Genomic DNA, 21,893 nt, shown 5'->3' on the forward strand with positions numbered 1-21,893 from the left:
GGCTTATCCTTTCACAATTGTTAATAAATCGGTCATATTGTCAAGAATATATGTCGGCGAAAATTGCTTTAAGTAATCCTCGCCTTTAAAAGTCCATGCAACACCTGCCGTTTTCACTCCTGCATTATGCCCTGCCTCAATATCATGCGAATTATCCCCAATCATAATGACATCTTCTTTTGCTACTTGGAGCTTTTCTAATGCTAATAAAATTGGCTCAGGATGTGGCTTGACATGCTGTACACTATCAAAGCCAATAATATGCTCAAATAAATGACCAACACCTAGCACCTTTAAACCGCGTTCAATCATATCCACACGTTTTGTCGAAACAATCGCTAACCTTATACCTTGTGCATGCAATTGTTGTAATGTCGAAACAACCCCATCATATTGTGTCACAAGCTCATCATGATGTTCAATATTCCATTTGCGGTAGCTTGCTACTAGTTCATCTACCATATCTGGAGCTATTTCAGTAAAAGATTGTCTTAATGAAGGACCAATAAAATTTATGCAATCTTTTGGCGAATATTGCCCAGGAAATTTTTCTTCTAATACATGCATAAATGTTTGGATAATTAACTCATTTGTATCTAACAATGTTCCATCAAAATCAAATAATAACGCTTTTACCATTATAATTCACCCTTTATTTGTCTAAATAGCGTACAGCAGGCTTTACAGTAATTCGACGATAAATAATACAAGCTAAACCAATGACAATACCAAGTATCGACACGACTTGTGCTGAACGTAAATCACCAATTAAATACAGGCTATCTGTTCGTAGTGATTCGATATAGAAGCGTCCAATTGAATACCAAATAAGATAGAAGAAAAACATTTCCCCACGACGCCAATTGAATTTACGTGCAATGATTAAAATAATAAAGCCTACGACATTCCATAATGATTCATATAAAAATGTTGGGTGTACATATGACCCTAAATTTTCGATATACATTTGCTCAATCAACCAATTAGGTAAATGGAGACTTTCCAAAAAGCTACGCGATACTTCCCCGCCATGTGCCTCTTGATTAATGAAGTTGCCCCAACGTCCAATAATTTGTCCTACTAAAATGCTCGGTGCTGCGATATCTGCAATACGCAGGAAGCTGACATTTCGCCTTTTTGTAAAGATATAAGCTGTAATAAATGCACCAATCAATGCACCATGAATTGCAATTCCACCATTCCATATTTCAATTGCTCGAAGTGGATTGTCTTTATAAGCCCCCCATTCCATTGCTACATAATAAACACGTGCACTTAGTATTGCAATTGGCACAGCCCAAATGAGCATGTCCGCAATAAAATCTTGGTGAATACCTAATCGCACCGCCTCACGCTGTGCTAAAAAGTAAGCTAGTACAATACCTGAAGCAATTAAAATACCATACCATCGCACATCAATAGGTCCAATGGAGAATGCTACAGGATTGATTTTCATCATAATAAAGTCCATCATTTTACTCCTTCTTTAATTAAAATCATCCATTTCCCCATTTGATGCGATAACTGCATCTAGCCTTCGGGAAAATTCCTCTGCTGCATTAACGCCCATTCTTTTTAGACGATAATTCATCGCAGCTACTTCAATAATAACAGATACGTTACGTCCAGGCTGAACAGGAATTGTTAGCTTTGTTAGCTCCGTATCAATAATTTTCATTTTTTCCTCATCAAGCCCTAGGCGATCATATGATTTATTTGGATCCCAGTTTTCTAGCTCTACAACAAGTGTAATTCTTTTATATGGTCGAATAGCACTTGCACCAAATAATGTCATAATATTAATAATACCGATTCCACGAATTTCCAATAAATGCTCCAACAATGGGGGTGGGCTACCGATAATCATATTTTCTGATTCTTGACGAATTTCTACAGAGTCATCTGCTACAAGACGATGCCCCTTTTTGACAAGCTCTAATGCTGTTTCACTTTTCCCTACACCGCTTTTCCCAAGAATGAGTACCCCGATTCCATAAATATCCACAAGTACCCCATGAATAGCTGTGGTCGGTGCCAGCTCACTTTCTAAATAATTTGTTAAGCGGCTCGAAAAATGAGTTGTCGTTTGCTTTGAAACTAAAACAGGTACATGATTTTTATTCGATGCATCAATTAATTCCTTTGGTACTTCCATACTTCTTGAAAGAATAATTGCTGGTGTATTGCGTGCACATAACAAGCACATACGTTCAATTCTCACATTTTCTGGAAGCATTTCAAAAAAGGAGAGCTCTGTCTTTCCAAGTAGCTGGACACGATTTGCTGGGTAATGTGTAAAGTAACCAGCCATCTCAAGCCCGGGTCTTGAAATATCACTTGTTGTAATAGCGCGCCCAATCCCTTCATGACCACTCACGATTTGTAAATTAAATTTCTCCATTACATCTCTTGTTGTAACTTGAACCATTGGCACAACCTCTCGATCCTTTATAGTCTTTCCTTATTGTAACATGTTCCAGTCATTTTTACGGAAAATGTATCCTTTATAAACCAATAAAAGGGGCGCCTCGAAATTCAGACGTCCCCTCCCCATTATTTTTGTTCTGCTAACCATGCCGCTGCTTTTTCAGCATCTTCGCCTTTAATTAAACCACCAGGCATACCATTTGATGTACCATTTAAAATGACATTTAAAATTTCTTCCTCCGATAAACGTGCACCTACATCATTTAATGCAGGTGTTTTACGCATACCTTGCAATTGACCGCCGTGACAGCTGGCACAGGTTTGCATCACAATTTTTTCACCTTCTGGCTGCGGTGTTGCATTACCGCTTTCTTCCTCAGCGCCACCACACGCAGCTAAAAATAATGCTGAGCTAAATGTAGCTGTTAATAATAATTTTTTCATTTCAACCCCTCCAATCCATTTCAGTATAGCAAAGTTAGACACGTTTGAAACCTTCTCCTAGCACCTCATAGGCATCTGAAACGACAACGAATGCTGTTGGGTCCACCATCTTCACAACTTGTTTCAATTTCGTGAATTCAGTTTGATAAACAACAACCATAAGAAATGTTTTTTCTTCTCCAGTGTAACCACCGAAGGCAGGAAGCTTCGTTACACCGCGATTCACTTCTCTGTAAATAGCTTCACGCATTTCCTCTTCCATGTTTGTAATAATATACGCCATTTTCGATTGGCTAAAGCCAAGCTGAATAATATCAATCGTTTTTGTCGTCACATATAAGCCGATAATCGCATACAAGCCTTTTTCTAAATCAAATACTAATGCAGCACTCACAGCGATAATACCATCAATCATCAAAACGCTTGTGCCTAGAGTAAGCCCTGTGAATTTTGTAATAATTTGCGCTAATAAATCGGTACCGCCTGTTGAAGCTTTACCTTTGAAAACAATGCCTAGTCCTGAACCAACAACAATCCCACCAAAAATGGCACCAAGTAGTGGATTTAAAGTCCATGGCTCCCAGCCACTCGTCAATATAACGAATGCAGGCAATGTAATTGTACCAATAAAGGATTTTACACCGAATTTCTTACCTAAAACTAAAACACCTGCAATAAATAAAGGAATATTAAATGCATATTGAATAATTCCTGCATTCCAACCAAATAAGCCATTTAAAATGGTACTAATTCCACTTACGCCACCAGAGGCTACTTGGTTCGGTAATAAAAAAACATTAAACCCCACTGCAATTATCGCAGCTCCTACAATAACAAATATATACTCGCTAACTGTATCTTTCATTGTTAACTGCTCACTACTGTTCACACGACTTCCTCTTTCTATATGCAATTTTTATTTATAGCATAAGCTACTAGCTAATAACCTCTCTTGCCCATTGCTCTGTTTCATCATAAATTTGGAATACCTTTTCTTGGTTCAAGCCTAGCTGCTGTGATAATTCTGTCAGCTTGTCCCAATCTAATTTGTACAATGCTTCACTAAATTGTAAATAGGGTGTCATTTCTGTTTCTACACCGTTAATCGTTTGCACGATTTCCTCTGATAGCGGCATCTTTCTTAAAATTAAATGCATCGGTCGCTTTAATAAGGCATCAATTAACGATAATAGACCAATTAAAAAATACTCAGAAAAATTCTTTTTATAATTTAGCTTCGCTACTTTTTCACATGCTTTCGCTCTAAACAATGACGCTACAACTAGCTCATTAAACGTATCTGTTTGCTCATGAGTATTTAATTCACGCATTGCAAGTAAATACACAAGCTTACGTAGCTCCGTTAGCCCTAGCAAAACAATCGCTTGCTTAATTGAACGTATTTTAGATTTTTTGCGATTTTTTGAGCTATTAATGAGCTGTAAAAGCTTATAAGAAATCGATATTTCCCGTTCAATATTTTCTGCTAATATATTTATATCGGGCTCCTCATCCTTTAAAATCGAAATAATTTGGAAGTAATTAATAATATTTGCAGGTATATCAATCGCTCTCATAATTTGTGGCTTCTCAAAAAAATACCCTTGAAACAATACATAGCCCGAATGTATCGCAACTTCATATTGCTCTCGTGTCTCTACTTTTTCTGCCAAGAGTTGAATATGTGGAAATTTCGATTTTACTTTATTTTCAATTTCCATACGTTTTAATAAAGGAGTAATTAAAAAATCGACTTTAATATAGTCTATATAATGAAACAATTCATCATACACCGTTACTTCATCATTCAATACAAAGTCATCAAGCGCTAGTTTAAAGCCTTTTTTCTTTAACTCCTTTACACGTTCTATAAGACCCTGTGTTATGCTGACATCTTCTAAAATTTCGATAACTACTTCTTGTGGGTTCACATAATCGACTAATGGGCTAAACAATAGCTTTTCAGTAAAATTAATAAAGGCTGGCGCACCACCTGTTGCTTTATCTATACCAATTGCTAAAAATGAGTTGATAATAACATCAATTGTTGCAGCATCTGCTCCTACGCCCTCTAAAGGAAAAGCATTCATATTTTTACTTCGATATAACAATTCATAAGAGACAATTTGTTCTTTTTCATCAAAAATCGGTTGTCTACCAATAAAAACTTCCACACTAACTCCTCACTTTATGTATCTTCATAATTTTTTCATTCTTGTTATTACGTTTATTTTATAAAGAAAGCTAAAATAGCATTCTTTTAACATATTATTTATTAATTTTGCCAACGTACAAATAATAGCAAATTCACTGCTATATTTCAGCAAAATCTTTAGTTGTTTTCATGCTTTATGCTTTAAAATCACTTAATTATAGCATACTTATCTTTAATGCATTGTTCAATTATAATTGCCTATATATTTCGAGACATGTAATATAATACTATATACGTTTAAGGGGGAGTAAGTTATTTATGAACATCATTGAATATGAGCAACAGCAATCTATCGCCTATGTAAAACTAAATCGACCTGATGTTTTAAATGCCTTTAATTTTGAAATGCTATGTGAGCTGCAAGCGATTGTAGAATCCATTCGTATACACCCTGATATTCGACTTGTTATCATTACAGGTGCAGGCGATAAAGCCTTTTCTGTCGGCGCTGATTTAAAGGAGCGCCAAACATTACCAGAGCCTTTAGTGAAACGAAATTTAAATAAATTTGCTGAAGTATTCAATGCTATCGAAGCATTGCCACAGCCAACCATTTGTGCGCTGAATGGCTACGCTTTTGGCGGTGGCCTTGAGCTTGCTCTTGCCTGTGATTTTCGCATTGCTGCCAAAAATGCAGTTGTTGGCTTAACAGAAACGAAGCTCGGCATTATTCCTGGTGCTGGCGGCACACAGCGCTTGCCTCGCTTAATTGGTGAAGCAAAAGCATTGGAATTTATTTTAACAGCGAAAAAAATTGCAGGGGAGGAAGCGTTAGCTTGTGGGTTATTTACACAGCTAGTTGAACAAGAGCATTTAATGCAAGCTACTGAGAGCTTTGCCAATACAATTTTGCAAAATGCGCCAATCGCTTTACAGCAAGCAAAATTTGCTGTCAAACAAGGAATGAAGGTTGATTTGCAAACAGGCCTACAAATCGAGCGTAAAGCATATGAAATCACTTTACCGACTGAAGACCGCATAGAAGCATTAAATGCCTTCGTTGAAAAGCGAGCACCGCAATTTAAAGGGAAATAAAAATGAGGAAGTGCATTTTGCACTTCCTCGCTTTTTATTCAGCAAAAACAGTTGCCCACTCCGCACGCTTTGCAAGCATTTCACGCGCTAATTGCTGTGCTCCTTCTAAGCTGTGATTCGCAGCCCAGCCGCATTGCACTTCGTTACATGCTGGCACCTCTGTTGCATTGACAACATCCTGCAACGTTTTTTCTAAAATAGTTAAAATTTCATCATAATTATCATGGTTAATAACAGATAAATAGAAACCTGTTTGACAGCCCATCGGACTAAGGTCAACAACATGTTCTGAATGGTTACGGATATTTTCAGCCATTAAATGCTCAATCGAATGAAGAGCATCCATTTTCATATACTCTTTATTTGGTTGCTTAAAGCGAATATCATACTTATGTACAACATCTCCATGCTGCCCTTCCTTTAATCCAGCTAAACGTACATATGGTGCAGCTACTTTCGTATGGTCTAAGTTAAAGCTTTCTACATTCATTTTTGTCATTTTCCATAACCTCGCTTATTTATTTTTTCGTCTCCCATTTAACGCACTAATAACCGCTGGTATAACAGAAATAAAAATAATTAATAACAATACTGTGGAGAAGTTTTCTTTAATAATAGGGATATTGCCAAAGAAGTAGCCAAGCATCGTACAAATCAATACCCAAGCAAATGCTCCAATAACATTATACATAATAAAGTATTTATAGTTCATACGGCTAGCTCCTGCCACAAACGGAATAAACGTCCGAATAAATGGCATAAAGCGCGCAATGACAATCGTCTTTCCGCCATGCTTATTGAAAAATCGCTGTGCCGCATCCATGCGCTCTTTATTAATAACCCGACCTAAAAAGCTATCAGGTGGGATCGATAAGCCAACAGCTCGTCCGATATGGTAATTTACCGTATCTCCAATAATTGCAGCTGTAATAAAGACCGCCATTAACAATGGTAAATTAAAGGAGCCTAACGCCGCAAATGTACCTGCTGCAAATAGTAAGGAATCTCCTGGTAAAAACGGCATAATGACGACGCCTGTTTCTACAAATACAATCGCAAACAAAATTGCGTACGACCAGCCTCCAAATTGCTGAATAATTTCCTGTAAATGCTGGTCAATGTGTAAAATAAAATCAATCAAGCCTTGAATAATCGCCATCCATATACTCACTTTCTCATCAATTTTTACTCTCTCATTTTAGCATAATATGATTTACTATGCTTTTTATAATATTAATTTAGAACGAAAATTAATACAAAATGTTGCGAATAAATGGACGCTTCTTTTTAAAATAATTGTGCATTCATCATTTTATTTTTTATAAACCCCTTAATGTTTAAGTAAAGAGCCAATTACAAAAAAGCTATTTAGCCTCAATCCAAATAGGAAGCGTATTTTTCAAGTGCCTGCTGTTTAACCTTATCCTCGCGTGCCCATTCGGATAATTTTTCTGTAGCATAGCTTGTATTTGCCTTTTGTACAGCCTCTCGCAAGGCACTCGTTTCATTTTGCAAAGGCACTTTTCCATAATTATTCCCTATAATTATATAGTATGGATCTGTCGTTGATTTTCTTAAGAATAATAAGTATTCATTATCTTCCTTCATTAACTCATAGCCTGCGATATGATATGCAATATCTTCGCGTTTATTGTATGCCTCGTTTTCTAAAATTGTTATTTCCATACCACTTTGCACCTCATCACCACTTATAACTTTTTGGACTAAAAAGTTAGACAAAGTATATGCAACATCGATGCGGTCCTCTTGATTATAAATAACAGTGGGATCTTCTTGAACAACCTTCTTCCCAATAACAATCATTTCAGCTTTGTTTTCTATAGATGCTAAATCTGGCGTTACATCTGTTTTGGCATCTACAATTAAATTTCTACCAAATAAGCGCTCTTCCATCCCATTAGTTATTTCTTTTTTATTTCCAAAGATGAACCATCCAACTATAGAAATACATACAATTCCAATAATCATTACTAAGCTTTTTTTCATCAAAGTACACCGCCTTCTAAATTGAATATTTACAATTTTAATATAGATAATAACCCTTCAACGATAACATAAAAAAACAGATTCAAAAAAATAGAGCTTTTCTGAATCTGTTTTTCATATTTTTATAATAGATAATTCTGATTAAATATATTTCTCAAACCAACCAACAATTTGCTCTAAACGCTGGATACGTAAGTTTGGCGTCCCCGTGCGTGATAAATTGTGGTCGCAATCTGGGAAGCGAACAAAGCCAACTTCTTTGCCCATTGTTTTTAACGTAATATAAAACTGCTCTGCTTGCTCAATTGGACAGCGGAAATCTTTTTCACTGTGCAAAATAAGCAATGGTGTTTCTACATTTTTTGCATATTTTAATGGCGAATGGTGCCATAGCTTTTCGATATCTGACATATCGCCACCAATTTGCCAATCTGTGAAGTAGTAGCCGATATCCGATACGCCAAAGAAGCTAATCCAGTTCGAAATCGAGCGCTGTGTTACCGCTGCCTTAAAGCGATTTGTATGTCCCACAGCCCAGTTTGTCATAAAGCCGCCGTAGCTACCACCTGTTAAGCCAAGACGCTCCGTATCAATCCAGTCATAATTTGCTAGTGCATAATCTGTTGCTAACATAATATCTTCGAAATCGCCACCACCATAGTCGTTGCGCACCGCATCTACAAATGCTTGGCTATAACCATGACTGCCACGCGGATTAATATACAATACACCATAGCCTTGCGCTGCTAGAAGCTGCATTTCATGGAAGAAGGTATTAGCATACAATGTATGCGGTCCACCATGAACCTCCACAATCAACGGATATTTTTCACCTTCCACGTAGTTGGCAGGCTTCATAATCCAGCCATGTACATCCCAATCCTTCGCTCCTTTGAAGACGATTGGCTCTGCTTTAGATAATGTCGTTTCTGCTAAATAAGCATCATTGAAATGCGTTAGCTGCTTGCGCTCGCCTGTTGCAATATTGTGTGTAAATAGCTCGCCAGGGAATGTTGGGTTTGAAACGGCCACAATCGCTTCATTGCCGCTTTTCGCTACAGCATAGCCATAGACATGCTCGCTTTCTGGTGTTGCAGGGTACAGCTCACCTTCCAATGTTGCATAATATAAACGAATATCGCCCATCGTTGATACTTGGAAATAAAGTGCATTTGTTTCAGTCCAAACGACAGCTGGGGCTGCTGCGCCTTGTTGGAAATCGGCTACTGCATAATCACCAACAGGTGCATCAAGGCTTTCTGTTAAATTGCTCGTTTGCCCTGTTTCAGTATCGTAGACATAAACATTTGTATGTGTCGCATTTTTAAATGTTGCATCACTACCTACATAAGCAATATAACGGTCATCAAATGAATATGCCGCACCGCCATAATAGCCATCCTGCTCAACTAAAACCGTTTCTTCCTTCGTAGCTACATCTACAATATAAAGCGGTTGGCGGAATTCAAAGTCTTGATTTTCTGAGCGATTGACAGCAATTACTAGCTTTTTGCCATCGTGTGAAACAGCACTTAATGCGTAATCATGATTGCCCTCTGTAAATTGCGTAATTGTGCCATCAAGTGTTACTTCTGCCACATGTGTGCTCATGCCTTGTTTGCGCAAACCATTGCCACCAACGCCATCCATTTTATGCTTCATTCTGTCCACAACATACGCTTCAGGTAATTTTTTGTCTTCCTTTTCCACTGCATCTGTGAATGCTGTTCCATCTTTCAGACTAGCTGTCACCCAAAGCTTTTGACCGCATGGACTCCATACAAATGAGCTAACGCCATATGGGAAATCTGCTACTTTTTTCGCTTCTCCACCATTGCGCTTTAAAATATAAAGCTGATTTTTCTCGTCGCGATTTGATAAAAAAGCAACTTGTTTACCATCAGGTGACCATTTAGCACCACTTACACGCTCCTTGCCAAATGTCCATTGCGTTACTTCCTCACTCGCTAGCTCAACGTGGAAAAGATGTGCATAATATTTATTGTCCTCTTGATCAATTAGCGTGCGTACAAATACAGCTTCCTGCCCATTTGGTGCTAGTACTGGTGCTGTTACAGATTGCAATGTGTATAAATGCTCTTTTGTTAAAAATGCTGTCATTCCCTATTCCCTGCTTTCTTATTGTTATTTCGAACTTCGTAATATTAAGTTTACCACGATACAAATATGTGTCAATATTCGAATAATTCTAGTTATAGTCCTCTAACTAAATATTTGCCCCATTCACGCATCGCAACCTTCTCACCCGCCTCTGCTGCCCGCTTTAGCCAATATTCACCTTCATTAATATTTTGTTCGACATGCTCGCCTCTAATGAGATAAATACCTAACAAGCGCATTGCTACAAGCTCATGTAATTCCTCTGCTGCTTTTCGTATCCACTTTACCCCTTCGTCTATATTGCGCTCCAAGCTATCACCTGTGATTAAACGATAGCCTAAAATTCTTGTCGCAACACGATCTCCTCGGTCAACTGCTAATCTTAGCCACTTTTCACCTTCTACAGAATCTTTAGCGAGCACTTCTCCATCAAGCAAGCGAATCGCAATATCAACCATTGCCCATAAATCACCATAGCTTGCTGATGTACGTAGCCAATGCTCACCCTCCACTGTATTTTGTGTCACACCTTTTCCTGTTAAATAGCAATAGGCTAACTCATTCATTGCGCCTGTATCCCCTGCATCCGCAGCAGCCTTCAGCCATTTTAGCCCTTCTTGAACTTTATTTCTTTCCTTTTCCTCTATAAAATTAATGACATTCGATTTTTGCTCTGATGGGATCGTCTCTGTCGTTGCAGTCACTTGCTGTTCCATATTTTCGACTTGCATTTGTTCCTCAGCTTCTTCTTGCTTTTGCTCCTCTTGTTCAAACCCTAACGACTTCGAAATTTGATTAAACAATGAAAACTTTTTCTTTTTATCGTTATCCTCATTCATATCACATACCTCCTTCATTATATTGTACACAATTATCCAAATAATTGAGAAGCAATCGCCTTCTTGTCTAATCAAGCAATTTCTATAACTCAAAAAGGAGAGTGCCCTTTAAGACACTCTCCCATCTACTATTTTGCTGCTTGCTCCTTTAACGAGCGGCGCAAAATTTTGCCTGTTGTATTTTTTGGTAGCTCATCGATAATTTCAATAACTTTTGGCACCTTATATTTGGCAATATGCTCTGTGCAATATTGCTTTAGCTCCTCAACAGTTACGCTATCATCCTTTACTACAACGTAAGCGCATACTGCTTCACCAAAATCAGGATCTGGTAAGCCGATAACTGCTGCCTCTACAATATTTGGATGTGAGTAAAGCACTTCCTCTACTTCACGTGGGTACACATTGTAGCCTCCAACGATAATCATATCTTTTTTGCGGTCAACGATGTAGAAATAATCCTCCTCATCTTTACGCGCTAAATCGCCTGTGTATAGCCAGCCATCTTGAATTGTCACAGCTGTTTCCTCCGGCATATTGTAGTAGCCCTTCATCACATTCGGTCCACGTACAATCAATTCGCCCACTTCGCCAACAGGTACTTCATTACCATCTGGATCAACAATTTTATTTTCTACATTGATAATTGATTGACCAATGGAGCCTGGCTTGCGCTCCTTATCTAATGGATTAAAGCAGGTTACTGGTGACGCCTCTGATAACCCATAGCCTTCTGAAATGCGGACATTAAACTTGTCCTCAAAGTTATGCAGCAAAGCAACAGGTAAAGATGCCCCACCTGAAATAGCTAAGCGCAACGTTTTAAATGCTGCGGCATCTCCTTCTGCAAATTGATAAAGGAAATTATACATTGTCGGTACACCTGCGAAAACTGTTGCCTCCTGCGCTTTTGCCAGCTCAAAAATTTCGCCTGGGCTAAAGCGCGGTGCTAATAAAATAGTCGCACCTTGGACTAATGGTGCATTGACAACAACCGTTAATGCGAAAACATGGAATACTGGCAATGTCGCAATAACACGATCCGTCTCCGTTATTTTCAAATATGCGCCAACATCACGTGCATTTGAATATAAATTGCCATGTGTTAAAATAGCGCCTTTTGGATAGCCTGTTGTGCCAGATGTATATAAAATAACGGCATTATCATCTTCTACTAATGTAGTAGACTTTGCTGTGCCTTCTGTCGTTTTTAATAAAGCTGTGAAAAGAACGGTTTTCGCCTTTGCATTATCGCTCAATGCAGCAACTTTCTCCCCTGTGTCTGCCGCCGTTTCACAAATAATGTATTTCTCTACTTTCGTAAATGCTTGTACCCCTTTTTCTACAAGCGGAAGTAGCATATCAAGTGCAATCACCACTTTTACATCACCATTTTGAACAATATATGAAATTTCATCAGGTGTATAAATCGGATTCACTGGAATGACTGTTGCACCAATACGCATCGCACTATACAGTGAAATTAAAAAATGAGGTGTGTTCCCCAATAATAATGCTACATGGTCGCCTTTTTCTACGCCCATATCCTGCAAAGCTTTTGCAAAACGGTCAACCGTTTGCTCAAATTCACTGTAGCTTGTATTTTTCCCCATAAAATGATAGGCCGTTTTTTCTGGTTGTTCGAGAGCTTGCTGTCTTACCTTTTCTACTAGATTCAATACACCCATCCCCCTTTTATCAATGGCGCCTTTTAGACGCCGAACAAAAAATGAATTATCATTCATTTAATATTATTTTAAAATAAACATTACAAGATTACAATAGCTTTCATATCATTATGCAAAAATCTTGTCGCTTATGTCATTTTATGCTGAATTTTATGAGCGCACATGCGCAATATAACGCCATCTAATCAAATAAAAATAAATAACTTGAATCATAATAATAAAGGAGAAAGCAAAAATAATTTCCTTTCCAAGAGACACGTGCATGACATTTTTTAAAATAGATTGCAGCACTAAAAAGGCAAACATACTATGCACCAAAGCAAGCCCCCACGGTAGGAAAAACTGTGGGAATAAATAGCGTGTAATTAAGCGCTTTTGCTCGTTATCGGTTAGTCCCATACGCTTTAATACATCAAATTGCTTCTTCTCACGCTCTAAGCTTGTATATAGCTTAAAGTAAATAAAGCTCCCTGCAGCTAGTAAAAATACAGCGACAACTAACAAGCCTACTAAAGTAAATAAAGAGTAGGCAGCTAATATATAAGAATAATTTAAGCCTGCATTTTCAAAGTAAAATGGCAGCGTATAACGATCCTTTAAATATTCCTCAGCAACTGTATAATATAGCTCTGCGCCAATATTTGCTGCATCAGCCCAGTTCGCAATATCAAATGCGTATAAATGATAGCTTGGCTCCACAATATTTGCATGCTCAAATGGGTTCGTAATTTTTTCAAAATCCGTATCACTAACAATAATCGCATTGCGGCTAATAATAGCGTCAGGGAAAATAAGCTTTGGATATACGCTATTAATAACAAGCTCAATATTATTTTCTTTTAACGTTGTACGCACAATTTTATTTTCGAGCTCTTTAATTGAGTCCTCTGAGTAAGCAATGAACATCGCTTCCCCATGCCCAATTCGCACCATTGGATAACCATAGGAAAATAGCAGTTGATTAATATCTGATGCGCGAAACACTTCAACTGAATTGGACGTATGTGTAGACGTTTGCTTTTTTACAACAAAACGCGCCAAATTGTAGGATAATCCTGCCTCCTCTAATTCATATCGTAACGAGGAAATATGTGCTACCTCATAAGGATTATTGACAGTGCCTTTATAAATGATGCCAAGCGGATTGAGCTTATCGTATTGAGCTGTGTAGGACGACAATGCGGATAATACACCTACGCATAAAAAAGCTAACGTCGAAACAAGCGTTACAACAACAAACATTTTGCGATTGCTGTACATAATATGCCCTTGCTCAGCAAGCGATAACATACGTGTCTTGCGCCAATACACCTTTTTGCGCTTTTTGATTCGTTCAATAAAGGCTAATATTGTATCCGTAAATATAAAATACGTACCGATTGTCACGATAAGTGGAATGACTAGCAGCATAATTGGAAGTGTCACAAATGTCGTGATAATTGCTAAAAGATAGCCAAGCCCCACTAAAAAAATACCTAGCCATGCACGAATTTTCGAATACGCATTGGACACATCAACCGATTGGTGTCCCTTTAGTAAGTCGATTAGCTTTGTTTCCCTTGTCATTAATACACTAATAAAAGAAATCACGACAAAGGCGCTCATAAAGACAGTTAATGTTAAAACAAATGGCTCCCATGAAAAATAAAGAGGTAGCTCATCTAAATATAAAATTTCGCGTACAATCATAAAGAAAAATTTTGAAAAGGCGTAGCCAAATACAATGCCAAAAAAACTAGAAATAACCCCGATTAACATCGTTTCTAAAAAGACCAGCTTGCTTAATTGCCTTTTTTCCATACCGAGATGTAGCAAAATCGCAAACTCTTTAGAGCGTGCCTCTAAAAAGGCCTTCATTGAATAAAAAATAAAAAACCATGAAAACAGCATTAAAATAATTTCAGCAACAAGCATGCCGAGCAAGGATACATTTCCTAAAAAGCCTTGTTCACTTGCTGGATGAAACATCAGCATCGAATAAATAAAGAAAACAAAAACTGAGAAAAAGCTTGCCATAAAAAAGGCTGCATATATGCGGAAATTGCGAAACACATTACGGTAAGCGAATTGTTGAAAGGTCACCCACTTGCCCTCCTAATAAACTTAAAACATTTAAAATACGCTGAAAAAACGTTTGGCGGCGGTCATCACTATAAATTTCATTAAAGAACTCACCATCTTTAATAAATAACACACGGTCACAGTAGCTCGCTGCGATTGGATCATGTGTTACCATAACAATCGTCGCCTGTCGCTCCTTATTAATTTTACTTAACAGTTCCAACACCTCTCTTGATGCATGTGAATCAAGATTTCCCGTTGGCTCATCCGCCAATATAATAGAAGGTTGGTGAATTAATGCTCGTGCAATCGCTGTACGCTGTGCTTGTCCCCCAGAAATTTCATTTGGACGCTTTTCTAAAATAGCTTCAATGCCTAATTTCTCTGCTAAATCAGCAAGACGCTTTTCCATCACTTGCAATGGCTGGTTATCAAGCGTTAACGGCAGAACGATATTTTCCTCGACCGTTAGCATTGGTAATAAATTGAAGTCTTGAAACACGAAGCCGAGCTGGCGACGACGAAAATATGCGAGCTCCGTTTTATTTAAGCTTTGTGGCTTAATTTTCTCTAAAATAATTTCACCTGACGTCGGATGATCGATTGTTGAAATCATATTCAGTAATGTTGTTTTACCGCTTCCAGATGGTCCCATAATCGCTAAAAACTCACCTTTTTCCACTTCAAAGCTTAGCTGATTGAGCGCGCGATGTGTTACTTTTCCTTCATATACCTTTGTTACTTCATTGATTTGTAAAATCGCCACAATTATCCCCCATTTCGCTCGCTTGAAAATGTAATATATACCGTTGTCCCAACCCCGACCTCTGATGTAATGACAAGCTGATGCCCTAGCTTATCGCATATTTCATTTGCTAAATATAGCCCCATGCCCGTTGATTCCCCTGTTTTGCGTCCATTTTCTCCTGTAAAGAAAGCCTTTGTAACACGTGATAAATCTGATCTTGGTATGCCAATCCCTTCATCTTTAATTGATAAAGTGATGCTGCCTCCCTTTTGTCGTGCACAAATCACAATTTTTTTATTCGGCTCAAATGTGTATTTCACCGCATTCGTAATAAACTGACTTAATGCAAATTGTAGCGATTTTGAATCGCTTGCAATTGTAAACTCCTCATCAATATGCACTTCTGGAAAAACTCGATTCGTAATAAATAGACGTTTATGCTCATTAATAACCGTTGTGACAATCGCCTTCAATGGTACTTGCTCCACCTGCATATCGTCCTCAAAGCTATCCAGGCGCGCACTCATTAATACCATATCCAGCCCTCGTTTTAGTCGCTCCACTTCCTCCTGTACACTTTTTTTATCAAGTGGTGCTTCCTCCTGCAAAAGTAGCTCTAAAACAGCAATTGGTGTTTTCATTTGGTGAATCCATTGATTCATAAATTTGTATTGACGTTTTTGCTTCGCATATAATGCTTGCACTTCATTTTGGTACACATAATATAGCTGGTGCATATATTTTTCCGTTTGCATATATTCCATTGTTTTTGCATTTTTTTGTAGCGCATCCTCCATCGTCACAGGCAGCTGCATAATTTTACTTAAGTAACGACGGCGCAGCATATAACGTACAGCTAAAAAGGATATAATTAAAATTGTGCTAATGACAATGCTATAAACAGCTGTTTCAAAATTACGAAAGCCATCTAACCAATATAGAAGTAACACAAATAGCACAAGTAGCACTTGAAAAATAATATAGGAAATATGTTCTTGTAAAAAAAGCTTCAATCCCATTACATTTCCTCCGCACTTAGAACAAAGCGATAGCCTGCACCACGCACCGTCTCAATTGCCGACTTCACATTGTAATCCGCTAGCTTTTTACGAACGCGCGTCATATTGACATTGAGCGTATTTTCATCCACAAATGCTTGATCATCCCATAATTGCTCTAACAACGCATCACGCGACACAACCTTTGGCGCTTGTCCAAGCAGTAAATCTAAAATAATGCATTCCTTTTTTTGCAAAGGAATCACAATATCCTTCACATGCAGCTCCATGCTTTCTAAATACAGCGTCAGTATCCCTTGCTTTACTGTGCGCTCCTCCTGTCTTGCTGCATACTCCCCGTATGTACGACGCAAGTGACTACGAATTTTCGCCAGCACAATTTCATAATTGAACGGCTTCGTAATAAAATCATCCCCACCATTTTCTAACGCAAAAATCTGATCCATCTCTCCAGAACGTGCTGAAATAAACAAAATCGGACATGTCGTATGCTGTCGTAGCTGACGGCACCAATAATAGCCATCATACGCGGGTAAATTTATATCAAGCAGCACCATATGTGGTGCAAATGCTAAAAACTCTTCAATCAACGCATCAAAATCCTGCACCACCGCTACTTCATATTGATATTTACGCAGCGTATCTGCAAGCAAGGAAGCGATCTTCTTATCATCTTCCACAATAAAAATTCGATGCTTCTCCATCGTCAAATCCCTCCTTTTTCCAGGTGCCAGGCACTCACACAATTCTCACACAATTTATGTAGACGCTCCAACTAGCCAAGTAGTTGCTAAATGCCTCCTTCTTAAGCTTACATGATTTTATGTCAAAAATGAAATCACAAAACAGCCTTAAATTCTTAAAATAAAAATTAGGGCTGTCCAGAAAGAAGTTTCTTTCCAGACAGCCCCTTACTACAGCTTATTAATAAATCAACTGCAAAAAGTCTTCGATTGTAATACCGCCAAAATATGTCGCAATATCGATTTTCTTTAATGCCTCAGCAATTGCGGCACGCTCATATTTACAGCCTGTTAAAAGCTGCTCCACTTCCGCTACATCGCCAACACCGAAGAAGTCTCCATAAATTTTTATTTCCTCAATAATACCGCGATTCACCTCTAAGCGAATATCGATACCGCCAGATGGGAAGCGATGTGTTTTTTGAATATTGAAGCGTGGCGATTTGCCGTAATTCCATTCCCATTTTTGATAGCGCTCTGCTGATAGCTCATGGATTTTCGTCCAATCCTCGTCTGTTAGCTCATAGTAGCGAATGTTTTCTTCGCCATTGAAAATTGATTTTAAAATTTCCATACGGAATTGCTCTACTGAAATTTTGTCTGTTAAAAACTCTGAAATGTTGGCAACGCGTGAACGCACTGATTTAATGCCTTTTGATTCGATTTTATCCTTTTTCACCTTCAATGCTGAGACAACTTGGTCAATATCTGTATCAAACATTAACGTACCGTGGCTAAACATGCGACCACGTGTTGCATATTGAGCGTTGCCTGAAACTTTGCGCCCTTCCGCTAAAATATCATTACGTCCTGATAGCTCTGCATTGACACCTAATTTCGCTAATGCGTCAACTACAGGCTGCGTGAACTTTTTATAGTTGTGGAAGCTATCACCGTCATCCTTCGTTAAGAAGCTAAAGTTCAAATTGCCTAAATCATGATAAACAGCACCACCACCTGATAAACGGCGCACAACGATAATGTTATTATCCTCTACATAATCTGTATTAATTTCTTCAATTGTATTTTGATTTTTGCCAATGATAATAGATGGTTGGTTGATATAGAACAGCAAAAAATCATCCTGCTCAATATCCATATTGCGTAGAATATACTCTTCAATTGCTAAGTTAATGCGTGGGTCTGTAATGCCTTTATTATCAATAAAATACATGCTGTATCTTCCCTTCATCATATGTTCAAATTTATTTTACATGAAATTAGGCATTTTGTGTTGACGAATGCATACTGTTATAATACAATACATATAAATAAATCAGTATTATAACAGTTAGCTCAAGGAGAGGAAAATGATTATGTTAGAAAACGTAGTGGAATTTTTCAGAAACTTGCCAGAGAAAACTTGTGTACAATGCGGCAAAGCAATGGAAGAGCAAAGTGAATGCTACAGCCATTGTTGCGAAAACTGCAATACAAACTAATCCCATGAATCGCATCCCTATGATGATTCTATAAATGAACTGCTTACGCATAAAGGGCAGTAGGAGGGCAAGTGTTCATTTGCCCTCCTACTGTCTTTTTGCATGGATATGTTTAGCCCACTAAAAAATTGCCTGAAAAGTAGCATGCTACTCTTTCAGGCAATTTCATTTTTATTATGCTTGTTGTTGCTTTGAATAACGACGTGTGAAAACTAATGCGAAGTAGCCAAGTGTAATTGCTAAGCATACAAGTGTGAAGCCTGCTAATACTGCAAAGTTAAAGCCTAAGAATGCTCCATCACCTGTAGAGATTGCTACTTTAAATGCTTGCACTGAGTACGTCATTGGGAAGAATGGGTTGAATGCACGTAATGGCATTGGCACTAATTCTAATGGGAACGTACCCGCACTCGTTGTTAATTGGATGATTAAAATAAGAATCGCTACGAAGCGTCCTGGGTCACCCATAATCGATACAAGCATTTGAACAATCGCTAAGAACGTAAAGCTTGTTAATACCGTTGTGACAATAAACCACGGTAGGCTATCTACTTCAAGTCCTAAAATGCCAACAACAATCGCAATCGTAATCGCAGATTGGATAATACCAACGACTGCTAAAACTGATACTTTACTAAAGAACCAAGCGACAGGATTTGTTGGGCGTACTGCTGGCTCAACAAATGGGAAAACAATCGAAATTAATAATGCCCCTACGAATAAGCCTAAAGAAATAAAGTATGGTGCAAAACCTGTGCCATAGTTTGGTACATGGTTAACAACTGTTTTATCTACATCAACTGGCTGTGCCACCATTTCATAGTTGGCATCACCTGAGTCAATTTTAGCCTCTTCACTTGCATCCTGTAGTTTTGATGTTAATGTTTCTGTACCTTCTGCAAGCTCTTTTGTACCGTCTGCTAACGTTGTAGAGCCCTCTGCAAGCTCACCAGATTTTTCAGCAAGCAATGATGTACCATCATTTAATTTACCTGAACCTGTTACTAACGTATTTAAGCCCGTTGCTAATTCATTAGCACCTTTTTTAGCTGCACCTGCACCTTGTGTTAATTCATTTAACTTTTCAGCCATTGTCGCATTGCCGCCAGCAATATTTTGAATACCGCCACGTAATGCATCGCTATTTGCGACTAAATCATTAGCACCCGCACTAATTTGTTGCTGTGCTGCAAGCAATTGGCTGCTGCTTTCGTTTAACTGTGCTGCACCTTGCTGCAATGAGCCTGTGCTTGTCGTTAAATTATTTAAGCCACTAGCTAATTGTGTGCTACCTTCATTTAATTGCTTTAATGTTGCCTGTAAGCTGGCTGCCTGCTCTTCAGGAAGCGTCGCTAAAATTTGCTGCATTTGCTCTGATAATGAGCCAATACCTGCATTTAATTTTGTTGCACTTTCACTTAATTGGCTTGCACCCGTCTGTAAATTCTCTGTATTTTGCGTTAAAGAATTTAAGCCTTGATTAAATGCTTGTTGCTTTTCTACTAATGTATTTTGACCTTCAGCAACTTTTGCTGCGCCATCTGTATAATTGTTAATACCTTGTGCTAATTGCTTTGCACCCGCTGATAATTCACCAGCGCCTGCCGATAATTGTGAGCTACCTTGCTCTAGCTTTGCAACACCATCAGCTAAGCTTGTTGCACCTGTTGCTGCTTTTTGTGCACCTTGCTTTAATTCGCTCGTACCGTCAGCTAGCTCGATTGTGCTTGATGCTAATTGCTCTAAATAGCCTTGTAAATCTCCAGCACCATCCATTAGCTTTTGTGCACCTTCATCTAATTTTGATGCGCCATCTGCTGCCTCAGCAAAACCATCTCCAAGCTTTGTAATGGAAGTAAATAATTTTTCAGCATATGTTTTTGATACTTGTGAATTCACTTCAATTTTAATTTTTTCCATTGCTGTTTCACCAATTTGAGCACTTAAAAAGTTAAAGCCTTCATTTGGTATATAATCAATGACTAATTTTGAAGGTTCTTTATCAAGCAATGTTGTTGCATGCTGTGAAAAGTTTTCTGGAATGCGAATTAACATATAATAATTGCGATCCTGCAATTGCTTTTCTGCATCCTCTGCTGAGATTTCCTCAAATTTAAATTGCTCACTGGAGACAAGCTTATCTGTTAGCTCTTCACCAAGATGCATCGTTTCGCCTTCAAAATTTGCACCGCTATCTTCATTGACAATCGCAACTGGTAAATTCGTTAATTGTGCATATGGATTCCAAAATGCCCATAAAAACATGCCGCTATATAGTACTGGTATAAATAACACCGCGACAATCGATACTAACATTTTGCGTGTCTTAAAAATCTGTAACCATTCTGATTTAAACACTGACATCACCTTTCTTTTTACGTAATGACCAAAAACGTCAATTGGTCATTTTAGACCAATAAAAAATCAAGTTTCCCTAATCGAAAACTGATTTTGTTATTGCTTTTGTAAGCCTCTAAAAATCGTTTGCTTAAAGATATCCAAAATTTGATCCTCACCCATCGGCTCATCATGTATTTGCTGCCAATCTACAACAAATGCTAAATAAGATTTAAACAATAAATACGCGACAAGTGGCGCATCACATTCATGCACCTCACCTTTGCTAATCCCCGTTTCAATGCGGCTTGCAATATAGGAGATTCCCTCACTTTCAATATCCTGAAGCATCTGTTTAACCGCTGGCGTGCGCAGCTCCTTTTCCTCCTCAATTAATTTGGCGAAAAGTACGTGGCGCTCTCTAAATTCCAGCATTTTCATTAATACGCTATGCCCGTTTTCTGTAAAGGACTGATTCGTATCAATCGTTGCATCCATCGCCACTTTCATTTCCTTAATAAGCGACATCACAACTTCCTTTAAAATTTCTTCTTTATTAGAGAAAAAAGTATAAATCGTCCCTTTACCGACATTCGCAATTTTAGCAACTTGCTCCATTGTCGTTCCTTTATAGCCGAATAAAGAAAACGACTTTGTTGCTGCCTCTAAAATTTCCTGCCTACGATCCAATTTATTTCCCCCCTTTTTCCATAAAGAATCACTTTAAAAGCGAAATGACCAGAAAACCATTTCGGTCATCTGGTCAT

The 21,893-nt window shown here is 38.1% G+C and carries 21 protein-coding genes; 2 read left to right on the forward strand and 19 right to left on the reverse strand.

All coding sequences use genetic code 11. The annotated features are described in order from the left end of the window. Positions 1–3: 3 nt before the first annotated feature. The 6 genes from ppaX to M3Z76_RS10650 all read right to left on the reverse strand — a co-directional run bounded on the left by ppaX (position 4) and on the right by M3Z76_RS10650 (position 5,045). Positions 4–642: a pyrophosphatase PpaX gene (ppaX, locus tag M3Z76_RS10625; RefSeq protein WP_293926560.1), complete on the reverse strand. Its 639-nt coding sequence runs from the start codon at positions 640–642 to the stop codon at positions 4–6. Positions 643–652: 10 nt separating this feature from the next. Next, complete coding sequence (lgt, locus tag M3Z76_RS10630) at positions 653–1,471, reverse strand: prolipoprotein diacylglyceryl transferase (protein ID WP_293926562.1); 819 nt, start codon at positions 1,469–1,471, stop codon at positions 653–655. A gap of 15 nt (positions 1,472–1,486) precedes the next feature. After that, positions 1,487–2,428 carry an HPr(Ser) kinase/phosphatase gene (gene hprK, locus M3Z76_RS10635; protein ID WP_293926407.1) on the reverse strand — a complete coding sequence of 314 codons (942 nt, stop codon included), beginning with the start codon at positions 2,426–2,428 and terminating at the stop codon, positions 1,487–1,489. Between the two features lie 125 nt (positions 2,429–2,553). Further along, positions 2,554–2,871 (reverse strand): c-type cytochrome, encoded by a 318-nt coding sequence (locus M3Z76_RS10640; protein WP_293926410.1) that lies wholly within the window; start codon positions 2,869–2,871, stop codon positions 2,554–2,556. 34 nt (positions 2,872–2,905) lie between these two features. After that, complete coding sequence (locus M3Z76_RS10645; protein ID WP_293926565.1) at positions 2,906–3,736, reverse strand: YitT family protein; 831 nt, start codon at positions 3,734–3,736, stop codon at positions 2,906–2,908. Positions 3,737–3,806: 70 nt separating this feature from the next. Beyond that, positions 3,807–5,045 carry an EAL and HDOD domain-containing protein gene (locus M3Z76_RS10650; protein WP_293926413.1) on the reverse strand — a complete coding sequence of 413 codons (1,239 nt, stop codon included), beginning with the start codon at positions 5,043–5,045 and terminating at the stop codon, positions 3,807–3,809. A 299-nt stretch (positions 5,046–5,344) separates the two neighbouring features. Here M3Z76_RS10650 and M3Z76_RS10655 point away from each other — a divergent pair, with 299 nt between their 5' ends. Beyond that, complete coding sequence (locus M3Z76_RS10655) at positions 5,345–6,121, forward strand: enoyl-CoA hydratase-related protein (RefSeq protein ID WP_293926416.1); 777 nt, start codon at positions 5,345–5,347, stop codon at positions 6,119–6,121. 34 nt (positions 6,122–6,155) lie between these two features. Here the strand turns inward: M3Z76_RS10655 and M3Z76_RS10660 are convergent, their stop codons facing one another. The 11 genes from M3Z76_RS10660 to lplA all read right to left on the reverse strand — a co-directional run bounded on the left by M3Z76_RS10660 (position 6,156) and on the right by lplA (position 18,521). Continuing rightward, entirely contained in the window at positions 6,156–6,620 is a 465-nt protein-coding gene (locus M3Z76_RS10660) for an S-ribosylhomocysteine lyase (RefSeq protein WP_293926419.1), read from the reverse strand. 15 nt (positions 6,621–6,635) lie between these two features. Continuing rightward, positions 6,636–7,280: a DedA family protein gene (locus M3Z76_RS10665; protein WP_293926422.1), complete on the reverse strand. Its 645-nt coding sequence runs from the start codon at positions 7,278–7,280 to the stop codon at positions 6,636–6,638. Positions 7,281–7,495: 215 nt separating this feature from the next. Further along, a complete protein-coding gene (locus M3Z76_RS10670; protein WP_293926424.1) occupies positions 7,496–8,128 on the reverse strand; it encodes a hypothetical protein in 633 nt (210 codons plus the stop codon). 141 nt (positions 8,129–8,269) lie between these two features. Further along, a complete protein-coding gene (locus tag M3Z76_RS10675; protein WP_293926427.1) occupies positions 8,270–10,249 on the reverse strand; it encodes a S9 family peptidase in 1,980 nt (659 codons plus the stop codon). A gap of 92 nt (positions 10,250–10,341) precedes the next feature. Next, positions 10,342–11,088: a tetratricopeptide repeat protein gene (locus M3Z76_RS10680; protein WP_293926429.1), complete on the reverse strand. Its 747-nt coding sequence runs from the start codon at positions 11,086–11,088 to the stop codon at positions 10,342–10,344. 128 nt (positions 11,089–11,216) lie between these two features. Beyond that, on the reverse strand, positions 11,217–12,767 hold the full coding sequence (locus tag M3Z76_RS10685) for a fatty acid--CoA ligase family protein (RefSeq protein ID WP_293926431.1): 1,551 nt from the start codon (positions 12,765–12,767) through the stop codon (positions 11,217–11,219). 159 nt (positions 12,768–12,926) lie between these two features. After that, positions 12,927–14,858 (reverse strand): ABC transporter permease, encoded by a 1,932-nt coding sequence (locus M3Z76_RS10690; protein WP_293926433.1) that lies wholly within the window; start codon positions 14,856–14,858, stop codon positions 12,927–12,929. Then, complete coding sequence (locus M3Z76_RS10695; protein ID WP_293926435.1) at positions 14,830–15,603, reverse strand: ABC transporter ATP-binding protein; 774 nt, start codon at positions 15,601–15,603, stop codon at positions 14,830–14,832. The genes M3Z76_RS10690 and M3Z76_RS10695 overlap by 29 nt, the downstream gene beginning before the upstream one ends. Before the next feature lie 2 nt (positions 15,604–15,605). Continuing rightward, positions 15,606–16,604 carry a sensor histidine kinase gene (locus M3Z76_RS10700; protein WP_293926438.1) on the reverse strand — a complete coding sequence of 333 codons (999 nt, stop codon included), beginning with the start codon at positions 16,602–16,604 and terminating at the stop codon, positions 15,606–15,608. Further along, complete coding sequence (locus tag M3Z76_RS10705) at positions 16,604–17,308, reverse strand: response regulator transcription factor (RefSeq protein ID WP_293926441.1); 705 nt, start codon at positions 17,306–17,308, stop codon at positions 16,604–16,606. The genes M3Z76_RS10700 and M3Z76_RS10705 overlap by 1 nt, the downstream gene beginning before the upstream one ends. A gap of 220 nt (positions 17,309–17,528) precedes the next feature. Continuing rightward, positions 17,529–18,521: a lipoate--protein ligase gene (gene lplA, locus M3Z76_RS10710; protein ID WP_293926443.1), complete on the reverse strand. Its 993-nt coding sequence runs from the start codon at positions 18,519–18,521 to the stop codon at positions 17,529–17,531. A 142-nt stretch (positions 18,522–18,663) separates the two neighbouring features. Here lplA and yhfH point away from each other — a divergent pair, with 142 nt between their 5' ends. Further along, positions 18,664–18,789, forward strand: a complete 126-nt coding sequence (gene yhfH / locus M3Z76_RS10715; protein ID WP_293926446.1) for a protein YhfH — start codon at positions 18,664–18,666, stop codon at positions 18,787–18,789. A gap of 174 nt (positions 18,790–18,963) precedes the next feature. On the opposite strand, the gene M3Z76_RS10720 is transcribed toward yhfH, so the two are convergent. Both M3Z76_RS10720 and M3Z76_RS10725 read right to left on the reverse strand, forming a co-directional pair. Beyond that, the gene (locus M3Z76_RS10720) at positions 18,964–21,147 is read right to left on the reverse strand and encodes a YhgE/Pip family protein (protein WP_483310162.1); all 2,184 of its coding nucleotides are present in this window, start codon (positions 21,145–21,147) and stop codon (positions 18,964–18,966) included. A 96-nt stretch (positions 21,148–21,243) separates the two neighbouring features. After that, on the reverse strand, positions 21,244–21,816 hold the full coding sequence (locus M3Z76_RS10725) for a TetR/AcrR family transcriptional regulator (protein ID WP_293926450.1): 573 nt from the start codon (positions 21,814–21,816) through the stop codon (positions 21,244–21,246). Between the last annotated feature and the right edge of the window lie 77 nt (positions 21,817–21,893).

Source organism: Metasolibacillus sp. (genome assembly GCF_025291715.1).
Taxonomy (GTDB): domain Bacteria; phylum Bacillota; class Bacilli; order Bacillales_A; family Planococcaceae; genus Metasolibacillus; species Metasolibacillus louembei.